This is a genomic window from Ruegeria sp. AU67 (genome assembly GCF_900312795.1).
GTDB lineage: Bacteria > Pseudomonadota > Alphaproteobacteria > Rhodobacterales > Rhodobacteraceae > Ruegeria > Ruegeria atlantica.
On sequence record NZ_OMPH01000019.1, the window covers coordinates 141,545 to 156,841 of the forward strand.

The window sequence follows — 15,297 nt, forward strand, 5'->3', positions numbered from 1 at the left end:
ATCGTAGCTATGATTTTTCTTGTTTTCAAACTTTTAGCTTGGACGAACACAAGAAATTGCTTATAAAGGATGCACTGCTCGATAGGTTTCTTGCCTGTATGAAACCTGCCTCAATAACTTAACGCCCGCTTCGTGCGGGCGTTTTTTTTGTCCGGATCTGACGTAGGATGCGTCGCCCGAATGTTTCCCCGTTTTCTTTGCAGCTGCAGCATGGCACTGTGTCGCCAAAGTTGACTTTGTGGGAGTTCGGCCATGAGCCTTTCGGGAAAAACAGCCATTATCACCGGATCGAATTCAGGGATCGGATTAGGCGTCGCGCGCGAGCTGGCGAAGGCCGGGGCTAACGTGGTGCTGAATTCATTTACCGACCGCGACGAAGATCATGCGCTGGCCGCTGAGATTTCGAAAGAGACCGCTACCAGCGCACGCTATATCAAGGCGGACATGTCCAAAGGTGAAGAATGCCGCGCGCTGATCGAAAAGGCGGGTGCTTGTGATATTCTGGTGAACAACGCCGGCATTCAGCATGTTGCGCCGGTTGATCAGTTTCCGGTCGAAAAGTGGGATGCGATCATCGCGATCAACATGAATTCGACTTTTCATACGATGGCCGCCGCGCTGCCAATGATGCGGAAGGCCGGGTGGGGACGTATTGTGAATATCGCCTCGGCACACGGGTTAACGGCGTCTCCGTTCAAGGCTGCGTATGTAGCGGCAAAGCACGGCGTGGTTGGTATGACCAAAACCGTGGCGCTGGAAACCGCGCAGGAGCCGATAACATGCAATGCGATCTGCCCGGGATACGTCCTGACACCATTGGTCGAGGCACAGATCCCAGGCACCATGAAGGAATACGGCATGAGCCGTGAGGACGTGATCAAGAACGTGATGCTTGAACGGCAACCTTCGAAAGAATTCGCCACGGTCGAACAATTGGGTGGCACCGCGATCTTCTTGTGCTCGGATGCGGCAGCGCAGATCACGGGTACGACGATTTCCGTGGATGGTGGCTGGACGGCGTTGTGAGGTTTCACGGGGGCGCTGCCCCCGTACCCCCGGAGTATTTTGGAAAAGATGAAGGGGCAGGACGGTGAAACGGATCAATCTGGCTTTGCAGGGTGGCGGCGCGCACGGTGCCTTTACCTGGGGCGTGCTGGACAGGCTGCTGGACGAAGAGGATATCGAGGTCGCAGCCATCACTGGGACCTCGGCAGGGGCGCTGAATGGCGCTGCGTTCAAATCCGGGATGGTGCACAACGGACGCGACGGCGCGCGGGCCTGTCTGGACGGGCTATGGGCACGGATGGGTGCGGTGGGGGATATGCGCCTTGCCAACTGGATGCAGGCGCTGGAGCCTGCGCAGATTGCCCAGTCGATGGAGTATTCACTGCCATTCTCGGTTGGTGATGCCTGGTCGCGAATGGTGTCGCCTTATGCCTATGGTCCTTTTTATCGCAATCCTCTGGAACCGGTTGTGGATCGGTTCAACTTTGATGAGATTTGCACGGATCAAGGACCCCAGTTGTTTGTTTGCGCGACCTGTGTACGCAGCGGCAAGATCCGGGTGTTCACCGGCGAAGAGATTTCAACGGATGCCATTTTGGCCTCGGCCTGCCTGCCGAGCCTGTTTCAGGCCGTCGAGATATTTGACCCCAGCTCGGGCCGGACCGAGGCGTATTGGGATGGTGGTTACACTGGAAACCCGGCGCTTTACCCTTTGTTTAACAGTGATTTGCCTGAAGACGTCGTGGTCGTGAACATCAACCCGCTTGAGCGTGATGAGGTGCCGAAAACTCCGCAGCAGATCCAGAACCGCATCAATGAGATCAGCTTTAACTCATCCCTGTTTCGCGAGCTGCGGGCGATCAATTTTGTTCAACGTCTGCTGGCGGACGGCAAGCTGACGGCCGGAGAGATGAGCCGCGTGTTTGTTCACATGATCGCGGATGACGAATTGATGAACGATTTGTCCGTGGCGACCAAGACGGTTCCCAACCCTGTGATACTGCATAAACTGAAGGACGCCGGGCGCGCCGCGGCGCATCGGTTCATTGGCGATCACAAAGCTGATCTTGGCGCACGCAGCACCGTCGACCTGCCCGAGATGTTTGGCTGATCACTCGGGCGGCTGCGTCGGGTCTTTTTCGTTGGGGTAAACAAGGCCTGCGGAAATCACCAGCTTTGCGGCGTCCTCGATGGTCATATCCAGCAGGATCACGTCCTCGGCTGGGAAGAACAGCAGGAAGCCCGAGGTCGGGTTGGGCGTGGTCGGGACGAAGATACCCAACAGTTCACCCCCGGTTTCAGCCCGCTCGCTGACTTCGCCTTTTGCCGCGGTAGAGACGAAACCAATCGCCCAGATGCCCCGACGCGGGTATTGGATCAGGCATGCTTTTTCGAACGACCGTTCAGTCTGCGCAAAAACCGTTTCCGAGATCTGCTTGATCCCCGAATAGACAGACCGGACGACGGGCATCCGGCTGACAAGACTTTCGGCAATTTGGATCAGGGACCGGCCCAGAATACCTTTGGCGATCCATCCTACCAGAACAGTGAAGATCAGGAAGATGACAACGCCGACGCCCCGCAGGTTGATGCCCACGTATTCCTGCGGCTGGAACCGTTGTGGAATTATGGGCAGAACCGCACTGTCGATCCAGCCGACCACGGACCAGATCAGCCAAATGGTCAGCCACACAGGCGCAATCACGACGATGCCCGTCAGGAAAGACGCGCGCAGTCGCGAAAACAGGCCCGGGCGGCGATGTGGTTCTTCGTCAAATGGCGTGTTCATTGCGGTCCTGAGCGGTTTTCTGCCAAATTAGTTAAGCAGTTGGGTGCTTTGGTACAATAGGCTTATGTCAATCGGTTCGGTCGGACAGCGCCCGAGCAATTCCGGCCGCCAGTCGAGCGTTATTGCGAACCAGGGCAATATTGGCCGTCAGCGAACGCCCTTCGGTCTGTTCGTAAATCCGTTGCAGCAGGTACGGCGTGACGCCCTTGCCGCTGATCCGGTGCGCGCCTGCGTCGGCCTGCGCTGATGCAATGATGGGTGCCAGTTCTTCGGCCGGGATCTGATCGGGGGTCGGGATTGGGTTGGCGACCAGCTGGCCACCAGGCAAGCCAAGCGCGCGGCGTGTGGCGTGTGCAGTGGCGATGTCCTCGGCACTGTCCATGCGCAGGGGCGCGGCATAAGGGGATTTGGCCGACCAGAAGGCCGGGAATTCGTCCTGCCCGAAGGCGATGACCGGAACGCCCAGCGTTTCCAGAACCTCGAGCGTTTTTGCCAGATCGAGGATGGCCTTTGCGCCCGCGGCCACAACCGTAACCGGAGACTGGGCCAGCTCATGCAGATCGGCTGAGATATCAAAGGTCGTCTCGGCACCCTGATGCACGCCGCCAATGCCACCGGTGGCAAACACTTCAATCCCGGCATAATGCGCGGCGATCATTGTGGCTGCGACCGTCGTCGCGCCAGTGCCGCCGGTTGCTATGCAGGCGGCCATATCAGCGCGGGACAGCTTGGCGACGCCCTGCGCCTGACCCAACGCTTTTAGCTCATCAGCCTCAAGCCCGACATGCAGTTTGCCTTTAATCACGGCCATGGTTGCCGGAATTGCGCCCGCGTCGCGGATATCCTGTTCGACCTGTGCCGCGACCTCGATGTTCTGAGGGTAGGGCATCCCGTGGGTGATGATGGTGCTTTCCAGCGCCACGATAGGCTGGCCTGCGTCCTTGGCGGCGCGGACCTCGGCGGAATATTGAATGTCGATCACAGTGGGGTTTCTCCGGATACGTAAGTTGCGGCGGCGTTCAGGGCGCGGGTCAGAGCCTCGGCGCTGGATGCTCCGTCGGATTCTGAGGCGATGTGGGCCGCCATGAATGTGTCGCCTGCGCCGGTTACTCGAGTAACCAGAACGGACGGGGGTGTTTGGGTCAGGATTTCATCCGCATTACCAACCGTGGCCGAGCTTCCGCCGTCGGTGACCAACACCCGCAGCGCGCCGCGATCCAGCAGGCCTTTGGCGGCGCTTTCGGAATCCTTGAATTCGCGCTGGCACAGGATGCCGGCTTCTTCGAGGTTCACATACAGCGTGGCACGCGCATGTTTCAGGAACGGCAGCAAGCGTTCGGCTTTACCGGGCGAGGCCGGTGCCACACGCAGATCGGCGCGGGCAAAGGCGGGGCTTTGGGCGATTTCCTCAAGCAAGTTCAGTGTCAGATTGCCGTCCAGCGCGATTGGGCCTTCGAACGGCTCGTTTTCGTACCCTAAAGGCCCGTGCATCAATGGACGCAGGATTTTGGCACCCGCGGCCTCAAGCGAATGCGCATCAGCGATGGCTGCTATCAAGCCGTTGGCCCCTTCGACCGCCATGTAACGGTCGGTCGGCAAATCCTGCGAACGGTAAATGTGATCCGTCACCATGCCCAGTCGGGAACAGGCATTTGCCAACTCATCGCCCTCAGGATCGCGCCCGATGGCGGTCAACAGGGTGGGGGTCATGCCAAAACGCACCAGTGTCATGGCGATGTTCATGGCCACGCCACCCGGTAGGCGGGTGATCCGCCCCGGCACGTCCGACCCTTGCCGCATGGCGCTGGCGGACCGGCCAATCACGTCCCAAAGAACCGATCCGATACAAAGGATGTCGCTGTTTTGTGTCATGTCGTCGTCATGCCGCAGCCCCGGCGTAGGTGCAAGCGTTAACGCTCGCACGGATCAACGCATAGCGTCGGTCAGACCCTTCAGCGCGGCCAGAGGGTCATCCTGTGACCAGATCTCGTCCCCGATACCGAAAAAATCGGTGCAGGGGGTCAGATCGCGAACCAGGTTGGGGTTCAGGCCACCCTCGGCAACGACCGGAACTTCGATCGTCTCAGACCACCACTGGAACAGATCCATTTCGGCGATTGTGCCATCACCCAGCGTTGACGCGCCCACTGGTCCAAAGGCGACATAGTCCGCACCGGCCTCGCCAGCCGACATGCCGTCATGGCTGGACGCACCGCAAAAGCTGCCAACGATGGCTTCCGCGCCCAATTCCTTGCGTGCAAACCGGACCGAGCGCGCGGCGTCATCCAGATGCACCCCGTCCAGCCCCAACCGCTGCGCCAGCAGAACATGGTTTGAGATCACCAGCGCCACATCGCGCGCATGGGCAACTTCGCGGCAGGCATCCGCCGCGCGGGCGATGGTGTCTTCATCGCCACCAGCCAAGGCCAGACGGATACAGGCGATCTCTGCCCCGTCCAGCACGCTGGCCAAGCGGTCGGGAAAGCTGCTCAGTTCGATGGTCGGTGGCGTAATCAGGTAAATCTGCGGCTGCTCGGGGGTGTCCATTGGCGCGTCCTTCGCTTTCAGTCTTTTGCGCGGTTTAGCGGATTGCGGCGGGGAAGCAAACTTTTATGCTGGTTTCCGGCCCAAATGAAGGCGCGGATGGCTTGCCCTGCCTGTGCGCGCAGATTAGAGCAGGCGGAACCTTCGGAGACAGCCATGCCCAGCGATAAATCTCAGCCCTCATTCGTGCTTGTGCGCCCGCAGATGGGTGAAAACATCGGCGCCGCCGCGCGGGCGATGTGGAATTTCGGGCTGGACCGGATGCGGATCGTGGCACCTCGGGACGGGTGGCCGAACCCCAAGGCTGTGGCGATGTCCAGCGGCGCCGGGCGTCTGTTGGGTGAGGCGCAGCTATATGACGATCTGGCCGGTGCGCTATCCGACAGCACTTTTGTTTTTGCGACCACGGCGCGACAGCGTGGATTGACAAAGCCGGTCTACAGCCCGGAACGCGCAATGCAATTGGCTGCCGAAAAGGTTGCTGCTGGTGAAAAGGTCTGTGTTCTGTTTGGCCCGGAACGCGCAGGGCTCGAAAACGAAGACATCGCTAAGGCAAACGCCATCATCTCGGTTCCGGTAAACCCGGAATACGCCTCGCTAAACCTTGGGCAGTGCGTGTTGCTGACCGCCTATGAGTGGATGCGCCAAACCGGCGATGTGGTTCATGAGGCCACCGATCTGGGCAAGGGCGACTGGGCCACGGGTATCGAGGTGGAGAAACTGGTCGAACACTATGAAGACCGGCTGGAAGAGGCGGGGTTCTTTTATCCACCCGAAAAGGCTGAGGGTATGAAGACCAACCTGCGCAACCTGTGGTCGCGGATGCGCATGACGCGGGCGGATGTGCAGATGCTGCATGGGGTCATGCGGCAGATGGTCCGCTGGAAAGACAAAGGCTGAGGCTGGACCTATGTTCCGCTTCACCCTAGCTTGCGACAAAATCCAAGGCACAAGAGGACAGCATGAGCGGTAAGCGCAGCATCTTCGAAGACGTCTCAGACACTGAAAAACAACAAGCCGTTCAACCGGGTATGATCGATCGTGGCCGCGGGGGTGCGCGCAAGGCCATTCGCGCCTGGCTGATGATCCTGTTTGCGCTGGTGGTCGTCATGATCGCTGTGGGCGGGCTGACCCGCCTGACTGACAGCGGGTTGTCGATCACCGAGTGGCGGCCGATTACCGGGGCCATCCCGCCGATGAATGAGGCGGACTGGCAAGCCGAGTTCGACAAATACAAGCAAATCGACCAGTGGCGCATTCAGAACCAATGGATGGAGCTGGGTGACTTCAAATCCATCTACTGGTGGGAATGGGGCCATCGTCAGCTAGGGCGCGTGATTGGGCTGGTCTGGGCGCTTGGTTTCTTTGGCTTCCTTATCGCGCGGAAAATACCAACCGGCTGGACCGGTAAGTTGTTGATTCCGGGCCTTTTGGGCGGTGTTCAGGGTGCAGTCGGTTGGTGGATGGTCGCCTCGGGCGTGACACAGGGCGAGGGGATGATTGCTGTGGCCAGCTATCGTCTGGCGATTCATCTGGGGCTGGCTTTTGTAATTCTCGGCTTCCTTGCATGGTACATCTTTGAGCTGGGCCGCGACGAACGTGACCTGATGCAGGCCCGACGCGCCAAAGAGGCGAAATTGTTCTCGCTATCCACCGGGTTGATGCATTTCGCCTTTTTGCAAATACTCATTGGTGCGCTTGTCGCCGGGATCGACGCCGGGCGGTCTTATACCGATTGGCCGCTGATCGGTGGTCAGCTTCTGCCGCCTGACATGGCGATGCTGGAACCGATGTGGCGCAACTTCTTTGAAAGCCCGGGTCTGGTTCAGTTCATCCACCGTTGTGCGGGTTATCTGCTGTTTATCTTCGGTATCATCGTTTGGCGGCGCGGCAGCAGCAGCGCTCACCCGCAAACGCGCTTTGCCTTCAACGCAGCCTTTGCCGCGCTGTCGCTGCAGGTGGTGATTGGGATCGCGACCGTGATCTACGCAGCACCGTGGCAGATCGCCATCTTCCACCAGTTCATGGCCGTCGTCGTCTGGACCCTTATCCTGCGGGCGCGGTTCCTTACCGCTTACCCAATAGCAACCTCTTTGCGCGGAGCCTGAATTCCATGAGTGCATATGACGATCTGATGGCATTTCAGCGCGAAACCTCGGCTCTCGGCGAAATTGCCGGGCGTTTGGGCTGGGATCAGGAAACGGTGATGCCCCGGGGGGCCGCGTCGCAGCGGGCCGAGGAAATGGCAGCGATTGAAGCGGTTTTGCACGCGCGCCGATCCGATTCCCGTGTGGCTGAATGGCTGGAACAAGCCGACCCTCAGGACCAGGTCGGTCAGGCGCAATTGCGCGAAATCCGCCGGTCCTATGAACGGACGGTCAAGGTGCCTGCCGATTTGGCAACGGCCATTGCGCGCGTGACGTCAGCAGCACAGGGAACCTGGGCGCAGGCCCGCGCAGACGAAGATGTCGCCGCTTTCTTGCCCGTTTTGGGCGAGGTCGTGGCGCTAAAGCGTGAAGAAGGCGCTGCACTGGCGCAGGGTGGCAATATCTACGACGCGATGGTCGAGGATTATGAGCCTTACACGACCGGGTCGCAAATCGCCGAAATCTTTGACCAGATGCGCCCGCGTCTTGTGGCGCTGCGCGCCGCTGTTCTGGAAAAATCTGCGCCTCAGGCTTTGACGGGGAGTTTCGATGAGCGGAAACAGATGCAATTGTCGGAAAAACTGGCAACCACTTTCGGGTATGACCTGAATACAGGCCGCATCGACAAGGCTGTTCACCCGTTCAGCTCGGGCAGTGGCTCGGATGTTCGGATCACCACCCGGACCAGTGAAACCGATCCGTTCAATTGTTTCTATTCGACGATTCACGAGGTCGGCCATGCCGCCTATGAACAAGGGATTGATCCAGCCTACGCCCTGACGCCTTTGGGGCGGGGTGTGTCGATGGGTGTGCATGAAAGCCAAAGCCGGATTTACGAGAACCAACTGGGCCGATCCCGAACCTTTACCGGTTGGCTGTTTGGCCAAATGAAAGACGCGTTTGGCGATTTTGGCATCACCGACGCGGATACGTTCTATGCAACGGTCAACGGTGTTCACAACGGTTATATCCGCACCGAGGCGGATGAGGTGCAATACAACCTCCACATCATGCTGCGCTTTGATCTGGAACGCGCGCTGATGGCCGGTGACCTCCAAGTGGATGATCTTGAGGCCGCGTGGAACGACCGTTTCAAGGCGGATTTCGGATATGCGGTCGACAAACCTTCGAACGGATGTCTGCAGGATGTGCACTGGTCAGTTGGTCTGTTTGGTTATTTCCCAACCTATTCGCTGGGCAATGTCTATGCAGGATGCCTTTACCAAGCGTTGCGGAACGCTGTGCCGGAACTGGATGCGCAACTGGCAGCAGGTGACACGTCAGGCGCAACCGATTGGCTGCACGAGAATGTGCAGCAACATGGCGGGCTTTACGCTCCACGCGAGACCATTCAGCGTGCAAGCGGTATGGAACCCGGACCTGACCCGTTACTCGGGTATCTGGAACAGAAATTTGGCGGGTTATACGGGCTCTGAGGTCAGAAAACGTTTCGTCAAGTTGCCGTGTAGGTGCATTGGTTTTGACCTGAATGAGGGTAGGGTGGTTCGAACGGTTTTACCAAAGGAACCACCTTGTTCTTTGCAACACATGTCAAACCACACTTAGCGTCAATTCTGACCAGCAACACGCGCCTGGTGGCGCGTAGGCGCGTGCTGGAGGCAAAGCATCACGTGCTGAACCGCCCGCGCGTTGTCCATTATTTCCATGATGTTTCCGACCCATACTGTCACCTCACCGCACAGGTCTTGCAGCAGTTTCTAGACACCTATGATGTCGAGCTGCGCCCGCATCTGATTTCGGGCCCTCCGGCAGAGGCTTTGCCGGACCCGGCAGCATATCGGCAAAATGCCATCAAAGATGCGGCAAGTCTGGCCCGAAAGCTTGGTCTCAGCCCCCCTGAAGGCTCAGTTCCTGACGAGGCTTTCATTGCAGTTGCGGAAAAACAGATGGCAGCCGAACTGACGAACGATAGCTTTGTTAACAATGTCCGAGATATCAGCGAAGATCTTTGGTCGGGAAAGGGTTTTTCGTCTTCGGATCACCCCTTACCGGCTGCGCTGATCGAGGATGGTGACCAACAACTTTCCGATTTGGGTCACTATCTCGGCGGAACGTTTCACTACGATGGTGAATGGTATTGGGGCGTTGATCGTCTTCATTATCTCGAAGACCGGTTGCTGCACGCGGGTCTGGGAAGCGGGTCGTCACCGATAGTGTCTTTGCCTTCAGTGCAATTGGAACAAGAGAAGTCTCAGGATCAGGAGATCGAGTTCTTCTTTTCTTTCCGCAGCCCTTATTCGTATCTGGCATTTGACCGAGCTGTCGATTTGGCACGCCATTACAACGCACGACTGGTTCTGAGGCTGGTTTTGCCTATGTTGATGCGAGGCTTACCCGTCCCTCCACCCAAGTCCTCCTACATCCTTTATGATTGCGTGCGCGAAGCGCGGCGGTTGGGGATCCCATTTGGGCGTATCTGTGATCCTTTAGGCAAAGGGGTAGAGCGTGGCTATGCCTTACTGGATTACGCCGAAGCGCAGGAAAAACTGCCTGAGTTCTGTTCCGCCTTCCTGCGCGGCGTCTGGTCAGAGGGTCTGAATGCTGCAACCGATCGGGGGCTTCGGATTATCGTCAAAAACGCGGGGTTGGATTGGCAGAGTGCGAAACCGAACGTTAGCTCAGATCGATGGAGAGATCGGGTAGCGGTCAATCAGGACCGTCTGCAAGAGATCGGGTTGTGGGGTGTCCCAAGTTTCCGCGTCGCCGGGGAAAGTGTCTGGGGACAGGATCGCCTTTGGGCTGTTGAAGACCTTTTGATTTAAAAAAGGCGCCACACCCGAAAGTGTAGCGCCTGAATAGTGTTATGGATCAGTCGGTTACTCTTCCGCTTCGTCCTCGTCGCCCTGATCGGCGATCCAGGCAACACTGACGACCACTTCGCCTTTGCCGGTGTTGAAGACCTTCACGCCACCGGCCGAGCGGGAGCGGAACGAAATCCCATCAACCGGCACCCGTATCGATTGGCCTTTGGACGTCGCCAGCATGATCTGATCTTCCATATCGACCGGGAACGAGGCGACGAGTTCGCCACCACGCATCGCCTTGTCCATGGCGGCCACGCCCATCCCGCCGCGTCCGCGGACCGGGTAGTCGTGGCTGGAGCTAAGCTTGCCTGCGCCGCCCGCCGTAATTGTCAGGATCAGGTTTTCGGCTGCCGACATCTCGGCATACTTTTCTTGGTTGAAATCACTGCTCGCCGCGGCTTCCTCGTCGTCACCAGCGTCATCTTCGGTAAGCCCTGCAACCGCACGGCGCATTTTGAGGTAAGCCACACGATCTTCGGGGGTCGCTTCGAAATGGCGGATCACCGACATCGAAACCACGCGGTCTCCATTGGACAGCCTGATACCGCGCACACCGGTGGATTCGCGCGAGTTGAACACCCGTACATCGGTGGTGCGGAAGCGGATCGCACGGCCTGAATTGGTGACCAGCATCACATCTTCATCTTCCGAGCAGATGCGGGCGTTCACCAGCTCAACATCTTCGGGCAGTTTCATTGCGATCTTGCCGTTGCGCCGGACATTGGTGAAATCCGACAGACGGTTACGACGCACGTCGCCCGCGCTGGTGGCAAAGATGATCTGCAGGTTTTCCCATTCTTCATCAGGTACATCTACGGGCATGATCGCGGCGATGGAAACACCGGTCGGGATCGGCAGGATGTTGACGATTGCCTTGCCCTTGCCTGTGCGCCCCGACTGCGGCAGACGCCAGGTCTTGAGCTTGTAGACCATGCCATCCGTCGTGAAGAACAGCAGCTGCGTGTGGGTGTTGGCCACGAAGAGGTTGGTGACAACATCCTCTTCCTTGGTCTGCATCCCCGACAGGCCCTTGCCGCCGCGCTTTTGCGCACGGAAATCGGCCAGCGGAGTACGCTTGATGTAGCCGCCCGACGTGACGGTCACGACCATGTCCTCACGTTCGATCAGGTCCTCGTCTTCCATGTCGCCGGACCAATCGACGATCTCGGTGCGACGGGGCACGGCAAACTGTTCACGAACGCTGCGCAGCTCATCTCCGATGATCGACATGATGCGCTCTCGAGAGGACAGAATATCGAGGTATTCCTGGATCTTAGCTGCCAGTTCTTCCAGTTCGTCCGTGACCTCTTTGACACCGATCTGAGTCAGTCGCTGCAGACGCAGGTCGAGGATGGCGCGGGCCTGAACTTCGGTCAGGTTATAGGTGCCGTCGTCGTTCATCTTGGACAGAGGATCGTCGATCAGGCGCAGATAACTTTCGATCTCAGCCGCGGGCCAACGGCGGGTCATCAGCTTTTCTCGCGCTTGCGCCGCGTCAGCGGATGACCGGATTGTGGCGACGACCTCATCAACGTTCGACACGGCCACGGCCAGGCCACACAGGATGTGGCTGCGTTCGCGGGCTTTGCGCAGGTCGTACGCAGTGCGACGGGCGACGACATCTTCACGGAAGTCAATAAAGGAGGTCAGGAACCGGCGCAGGGTCAACTGCTCGGGCCGGCCACCATTCAGCGCCAACATGTTGCAGCCAAACGAGGTCTGCATCGGCGAGAAACGGAAAAGCTGGTTCAAAACAACTTCGGGCGTCGCATCACGTTTGAGTTCGACCACGACACGCACCCCATTGCGGTCGGATTCGTCCTGAACGTGGCTGACGCCTTCGATGCGTTTTTCGCGAACGGCTTCGGCGATCTTTTCGATCATCGAGGCCTTGTTCACCTGATAGGGGATCTCGTCCACGACGATGGCATAGCGGTCCTTGCGGATTTCCTCAACGCGGGTCTTGGAGCGGATTATGACGCTGCCGCGCCCTTCCAGATAAGCTTTGCGCGCGCCGGAACGGCCCAACATCACACCACCGGTTGGGAAATCAGGGCCGGGGATATATTCGATCAGCTGTTCAGATGTCAGATCCGGTTCATCGATCAGCGCCAGCGTTGCATCGATGACTTCGCCAAGGTTGTGCGGCGGGATGTTGGTTGCCATGCCGACGGCGATACCACCGGCACCGTTGACCAGCATGTTCGGGAAACGGGCGGGAAGAACCGTCGGTTCACGGTCCTTGCCGTCGTAGTTGTCCTGAAAATCGACTGTCTCTTTTTCGATATCGGCCAACAGAGATGCGGCCGGCTTGTCCATCCGCACTTCGGTATAGCGCATGGCCGCCGGGTTATCGCCGTCCATCGAGCCAAAGTTGCCCTGACCATCCAGCAGCGGCAGCGACATCGAGAAATCCTGCGCCATCCGCACCAGCGCGTCATAGATCGCGCTGTCACCATGTGGGTGGTATTTACCCATGACATCGCCAACCGGACGGGCCGATTTGCGGTATGACTTGTCGTGGGTGTTGCCCGTCTCGTGCATGGCATAGAGGATGCGCCGGTGCACCGGTTTCAAGCCATCCCGCAGATCGGGGATCGCGCGGGACACGATGACCGACATCGCATAGTCCAGGTAGGACGTGCGCATCTCGGATTCGATGGATACCGTCGGGCCGTCATATACGGGACGCTGGGGCGGTGTTTCATCCATGTTTTCTGGGGTTTCTGGCGTATCGCTCACGTAACCTGCCCGTTTATTGTGCTGGGTCTATATCTTGTGGATGTACCTTATCAGACCCGGCACATAAGGTGCAAGCAAGCAGCGCAATCTGGGCAAAAAACACCCGTAACACTGGGGTAACATATTGTTAACCAAGGGTTAGGTGGTTTCTGTGTTATGCTGAAGAGACCTTGCAACAATTTTGGAGGTCTGCATGGAGCAAAGCGAAACAGAACTGATGCTCAAGGGGTATGGGCTGACGACGGCCGAATTTTTTTATCACATGCCCGACTATATTCACGTGCTCAATACATTTATCTGGCAGGAATACGACCTTGCGCCGGATCATCCCAAACTATTCGATTTTATTGAATTCTGGCAGCGAGAGATTGAAGGACCGCTGCATTCCGTGCGGTTTACACATCGCAAGATGATCGCGCCTGGGGAATGGCGCAACGTGGTAGGCGAATTCCGAGTGAATTGACGCCGGGGCGCATCAGGCCCAAACCCATATACATTTCCGGTGCATCCGGTATCGTGGCGGCGAAGTCATTGGCCACAAGCGGAAACACGGAATGCCCAGAGTTTTATTGATTGCAGTTGCCATCTGCCTAGCCGGGCCGGTGTCGGCCGAAGGTGTCCTTGATAAAATCAAGAAGGGCGCTGAAAATACGGCTAATGCTGTCGGACGCGGGGCAGAAACCGTCGGGCAGACACTCGAAAAAGGGGCGAACGCGGTTGACGAAACCATCACGTCCACCTCTGATTTGCTGTCCAACGAGGCGACGCCCGAAGAGACACGCGCCAAGCTGGATGTCATGGCCGTCGATGTGTTGGCGCAGTTGCTTGCCGAAAATCCCCAAGCACAAGCGCTATATGATGTCAGTGCGGGATATGCTGCGTTCGATTCCCGCAAGGTGACAGTTTTTCCGGTGTCCGCAGGGTACGGGCGCGGTGTTGCCGTGAACAAAGACACTGGTCAGCACACCTACATGAATATGGGAACCGGCGGCGTGGGCGCGGCGATCGGTATCGGCGGGTTCGAGACCAAATTCGTGATCCTGTTTGAAACCCAAGCAGATTTGGACAGTTTTATCACGCAAGGTTACGACGCGACTGCGGAATCCGGCGCAATGTATGGAGATGAGCGCACCGATGAGACGCTCAGGTTCATAGACGGGCGGTCGTTTTTTGTGCTCAGCAAAAAGGGCTGGCGCGTTTCGGCTGGGGCGTCAGGCACAAAATACTGGAAGTCGCCCGAGCTGAACTGATCAGCCCGAGCAGCTGGCGCCGCCCAGAACACAGAACTTTGCGCAATGTGGGTGGTTGAGGTGTACGTCGGCCTCGGCCTCGGCCAGTGTGGTGCCCATTTCAAACTCAGGCTCGTACGGCAGTAGGGTGCAGGCCAGAACGGCAGGGCGATCCGCGCCTTTGCGTTTTACCACCATGCGGGCATTCGAACACATAACAGCCTCGGGTGTTTTGTTCAGAATGCCCCAGCAAGCGGTTGTGATTTCCGGGACTTCGACGGTTTCGTCCATCTCGGGGAACAAAACGGTCTGGCCAGGATTCTGTGCGTCGATGTCAAAGCTGTGCCGCTTGAAGAACGCCTCATACCCGGCGCGGCTGTCGGCGTCGCTGTCACCCCAGACCGTGCGCCCTGCGATAGCGATATTGAACCCGTTGTCGTGCAACCACTCCATGCCAGTTATCGTCTTGTCAAAGCTTCCTTTGCCGCGTTCCTCGTCATGCAGTTCGGGGCGATAGTGGTCCACGGAAACTCGAAGTGTCAGCTTGTTTCCATAGTTGCGCTTCAGATCCAGCAGCCCTTCACGCATCTTGCGGCGCATCATCGGCAGCATTGCATTCGTCAGGATCAAAACATCATAGCCGCGTTCCAACGCGACACGAGTCATGTCGATCATTTCCGGGTTCATAAAGGGCTCGCCCCCAGTGAACCCAATCTCACGCACCGGCCAGTCGCGTTCTTCGATCTGGTCCAAGTAGTCGCGCACCTCTTCGGTGGTGATATAGACCAGCGCGTCGTTGGTTGGACTACTGGCGATGTAGCAGTTGACGCATTCGATATTGCAAAGGGTTCCGGTATTGAACCACAACGTCTCGGGTTTTTTTAGCGCTACGGAAGCGCGGGTTTGCCCATCTGCTGTCACCAATTTGTTCTGAAACTTGCCGATATTGGCGGTCTGAGGCGCGTTGTCTTTCATTCCGGTATCCGGTTCTTTGAAGTTACTTCTGATGTAGCTGC

General features: G+C 58.0%; 14 protein-coding genes. 8 read left to right on the plus strand and 6 right to left on the minus strand.

Going from position 1 to position 15,297, the window contains the following annotated elements:
- Window positions 1-252: 252 nt before the first annotated feature.
- Together DK510_RS08980 and DK510_RS08985 are read left to right on the plus strand one after the other, a co-directional pair.
- Window positions 253-1,026, plus strand: a complete 774-nt coding sequence (locus DK510_RS08980) for a 3-hydroxybutyrate dehydrogenase (protein WP_109311783.1) — start codon at window positions 253-255, stop codon at window positions 1,024-1,026.
- A 64-nt stretch (window positions 1,027-1,090) separates the two neighbouring features.
- Complete coding sequence (locus DK510_RS08985) at window positions 1,091-2,116, plus strand: patatin-like phospholipase family protein (RefSeq protein WP_109311784.1); 1,026 nt, start codon at window positions 1,091-1,093, stop codon at window positions 2,114-2,116.
- On the opposite strand, the gene DK510_RS08990 is transcribed toward DK510_RS08985, so the two are convergent.
- The 4 genes from DK510_RS08990 to DK510_RS09005 all read right to left on the minus strand — a co-directional run bounded on the left by DK510_RS08990 (window position 2,117) and on the right by DK510_RS09005 (window position 5,341).
- Window positions 2,117-2,794, minus strand: a complete 678-nt coding sequence (locus DK510_RS08990) for a DUF502 domain-containing protein (protein ID WP_109311785.1) — start codon at window positions 2,792-2,794, stop codon at window positions 2,117-2,119.
- A 67-nt stretch (window positions 2,795-2,861) separates the two neighbouring features.
- Window positions 2,862-3,776, minus strand: a complete 915-nt coding sequence (locus tag DK510_RS08995) for a pseudouridine-5'-phosphate glycosidase (protein ID WP_109311786.1) — start codon at window positions 3,774-3,776, stop codon at window positions 2,862-2,864.
- A complete protein-coding gene (locus DK510_RS09000) occupies window positions 3,773-4,666 on the minus strand; it encodes a PfkB family carbohydrate kinase (protein WP_109311787.1) in 894 nt (297 codons plus the stop codon). Before DK510_RS09000 ends, DK510_RS08995 begins: the two co-directional genes overlap by 4 nt.
- A 54-nt stretch (window positions 4,667-4,720) precedes the next feature.
- The gene (locus tag DK510_RS09005) at window positions 4,721-5,341 is read right to left on the minus strand and encodes a thiamine phosphate synthase (RefSeq protein ID WP_109311788.1); all 621 of its coding nucleotides are present in this window, start codon (window positions 5,339-5,341) and stop codon (window positions 4,721-4,723) included.
- A gap of 153 nt (window positions 5,342-5,494) precedes the next feature.
- On the opposite strand from DK510_RS09005, the gene DK510_RS09010 reads away from it, so the two are divergent.
- From DK510_RS09010 to DK510_RS09025, 4 genes are all read left to right on the plus strand, one after another.
- Window positions 5,495-6,238, plus strand: a complete 744-nt coding sequence (locus tag DK510_RS09010; RefSeq protein WP_109311789.1) for an RNA methyltransferase — start codon at window positions 5,495-5,497, stop codon at window positions 6,236-6,238.
- Window positions 6,239-6,300: 62 nt separating this feature from the next.
- A complete protein-coding gene (gene ctaA / locus DK510_RS09015) occupies window positions 6,301-7,446 on the plus strand; it encodes a heme A synthase (RefSeq protein WP_109311790.1) in 1,146 nt (381 codons plus the stop codon).
- Between the two features lie 5 nt (window positions 7,447-7,451).
- Window positions 7,452-8,921 carry a carboxypeptidase M32 gene (locus tag DK510_RS09020; protein ID WP_109311791.1) on the plus strand — a complete coding sequence of 490 codons (1,470 nt, stop codon included), beginning with the start codon at window positions 7,452-7,454 and terminating at the stop codon, window positions 8,919-8,921.
- 174 nt (window positions 8,922-9,095) lie between these two features.
- The gene (locus tag DK510_RS09025; protein WP_234998992.1) at window positions 9,096-10,268 is read left to right on the plus strand and encodes a DsbA family protein; all 1,173 of its coding nucleotides are present in this window, start codon (window positions 9,096-9,098) and stop codon (window positions 10,266-10,268) included.
- A 54-nt stretch (window positions 10,269-10,322) separates the two neighbouring features.
- Here DK510_RS09025 and gyrA read toward each other — a convergent pair whose 3' ends face one another.
- Window positions 10,323-13,052 (minus strand): DNA gyrase subunit A, encoded by a 2,730-nt coding sequence (gene gyrA / locus DK510_RS09030; protein WP_109311793.1) that lies wholly within the window; start codon window positions 13,050-13,052, stop codon window positions 10,323-10,325.
- A gap of 193 nt (window positions 13,053-13,245) precedes the next feature.
- Here gyrA and DK510_RS09035 point away from each other — a divergent pair, with 193 nt between their 5' ends.
- Together DK510_RS09035 and DK510_RS09040 are read left to right on the plus strand one after the other, a co-directional pair.
- The gene (locus tag DK510_RS09035) at window positions 13,246-13,515 is read left to right on the plus strand and encodes an usg protein (protein ID WP_058271768.1); all 270 of its coding nucleotides are present in this window, start codon (window positions 13,246-13,248) and stop codon (window positions 13,513-13,515) included.
- Between the two features lie 91 nt (window positions 13,516-13,606).
- Window positions 13,607-14,302, plus strand: a complete 696-nt coding sequence (locus DK510_RS09040; RefSeq protein WP_109311794.1) for a hypothetical protein — start codon at window positions 13,607-13,609, stop codon at window positions 14,300-14,302.
- Here the strand turns inward: DK510_RS09040 and DK510_RS09045 are convergent, their stop codons facing one another.
- Window positions 14,303-15,256 carry a radical SAM protein gene (locus DK510_RS09045; RefSeq protein WP_109311795.1) on the minus strand — a complete coding sequence of 318 codons (954 nt, stop codon included), beginning with the start codon at window positions 15,254-15,256 and terminating at the stop codon, window positions 14,303-14,305. It abuts the gene before it with no gap.
- Between the last annotated feature and the right edge of the window lie 41 nt (window positions 15,257-15,297).

What these genes read in the sequence shown, in the direction of transcription:
- DK510_RS09040 (WP_109311794.1), top strand. Translation starts at nt 13,607, where the DNA reads ATGCCCAGAGTTTTATTGATTGCAGTTGCCATCTGCCTAGCCGGGCCG.
- DK510_RS08980 (WP_109311783.1), top strand. Translation starts at nt 253, where the DNA reads ATGAGCCTTTCGGGAAAAACAGCCATTATCACCGGATCGAATTCAGGG.
- DK510_RS09005 (WP_109311788.1), bottom strand. Translation starts at nt 5,341, where the DNA reads ATGGACACCCCCGAGCAGCCGCAGATTTACCTGATTACGCCACCGACC.
- DK510_RS09020 (WP_109311791.1), top strand. Translation starts at nt 7,452, where the DNA reads ATGAGTGCATATGACGATCTGATGGCATTTCAGCGCGAAACCTCGGCT.
- DK510_RS09000 (WP_109311787.1), bottom strand. Translation starts at nt 4,666, where the DNA reads ATGACACAAAACAGCGACATCCTTTGTATCGGATCGGTTCTTTGGGAC.
- DK510_RS09035 (WP_058271768.1), top strand. Translation starts at nt 13,246, where the DNA reads ATGGAGCAAAGCGAAACAGAACTGATGCTCAAGGGGTATGGGCTGACG.
- DK510_RS09045 (WP_109311795.1), bottom strand. Translation starts at nt 15,256, where the DNA reads ATGAAAGACAACGCGCCTCAGACCGCCAATATCGGCAAGTTTCAGAAC.
- DK510_RS08990 (WP_109311785.1), bottom strand. Translation starts at nt 2,794, where the DNA reads ATGAACACGCCATTTGACGAAGAACCACATCGCCGCCCGGGCCTGTTT.
- DK510_RS09010 (WP_109311789.1), top strand. Translation starts at nt 5,495, where the DNA reads ATGCCCAGCGATAAATCTCAGCCCTCATTCGTGCTTGTGCGCCCGCAG.
- ctaA (WP_109311790.1), top strand. Translation starts at nt 6,301, where the DNA reads ATGAGCGGTAAGCGCAGCATCTTCGAAGACGTCTCAGACACTGAAAAA.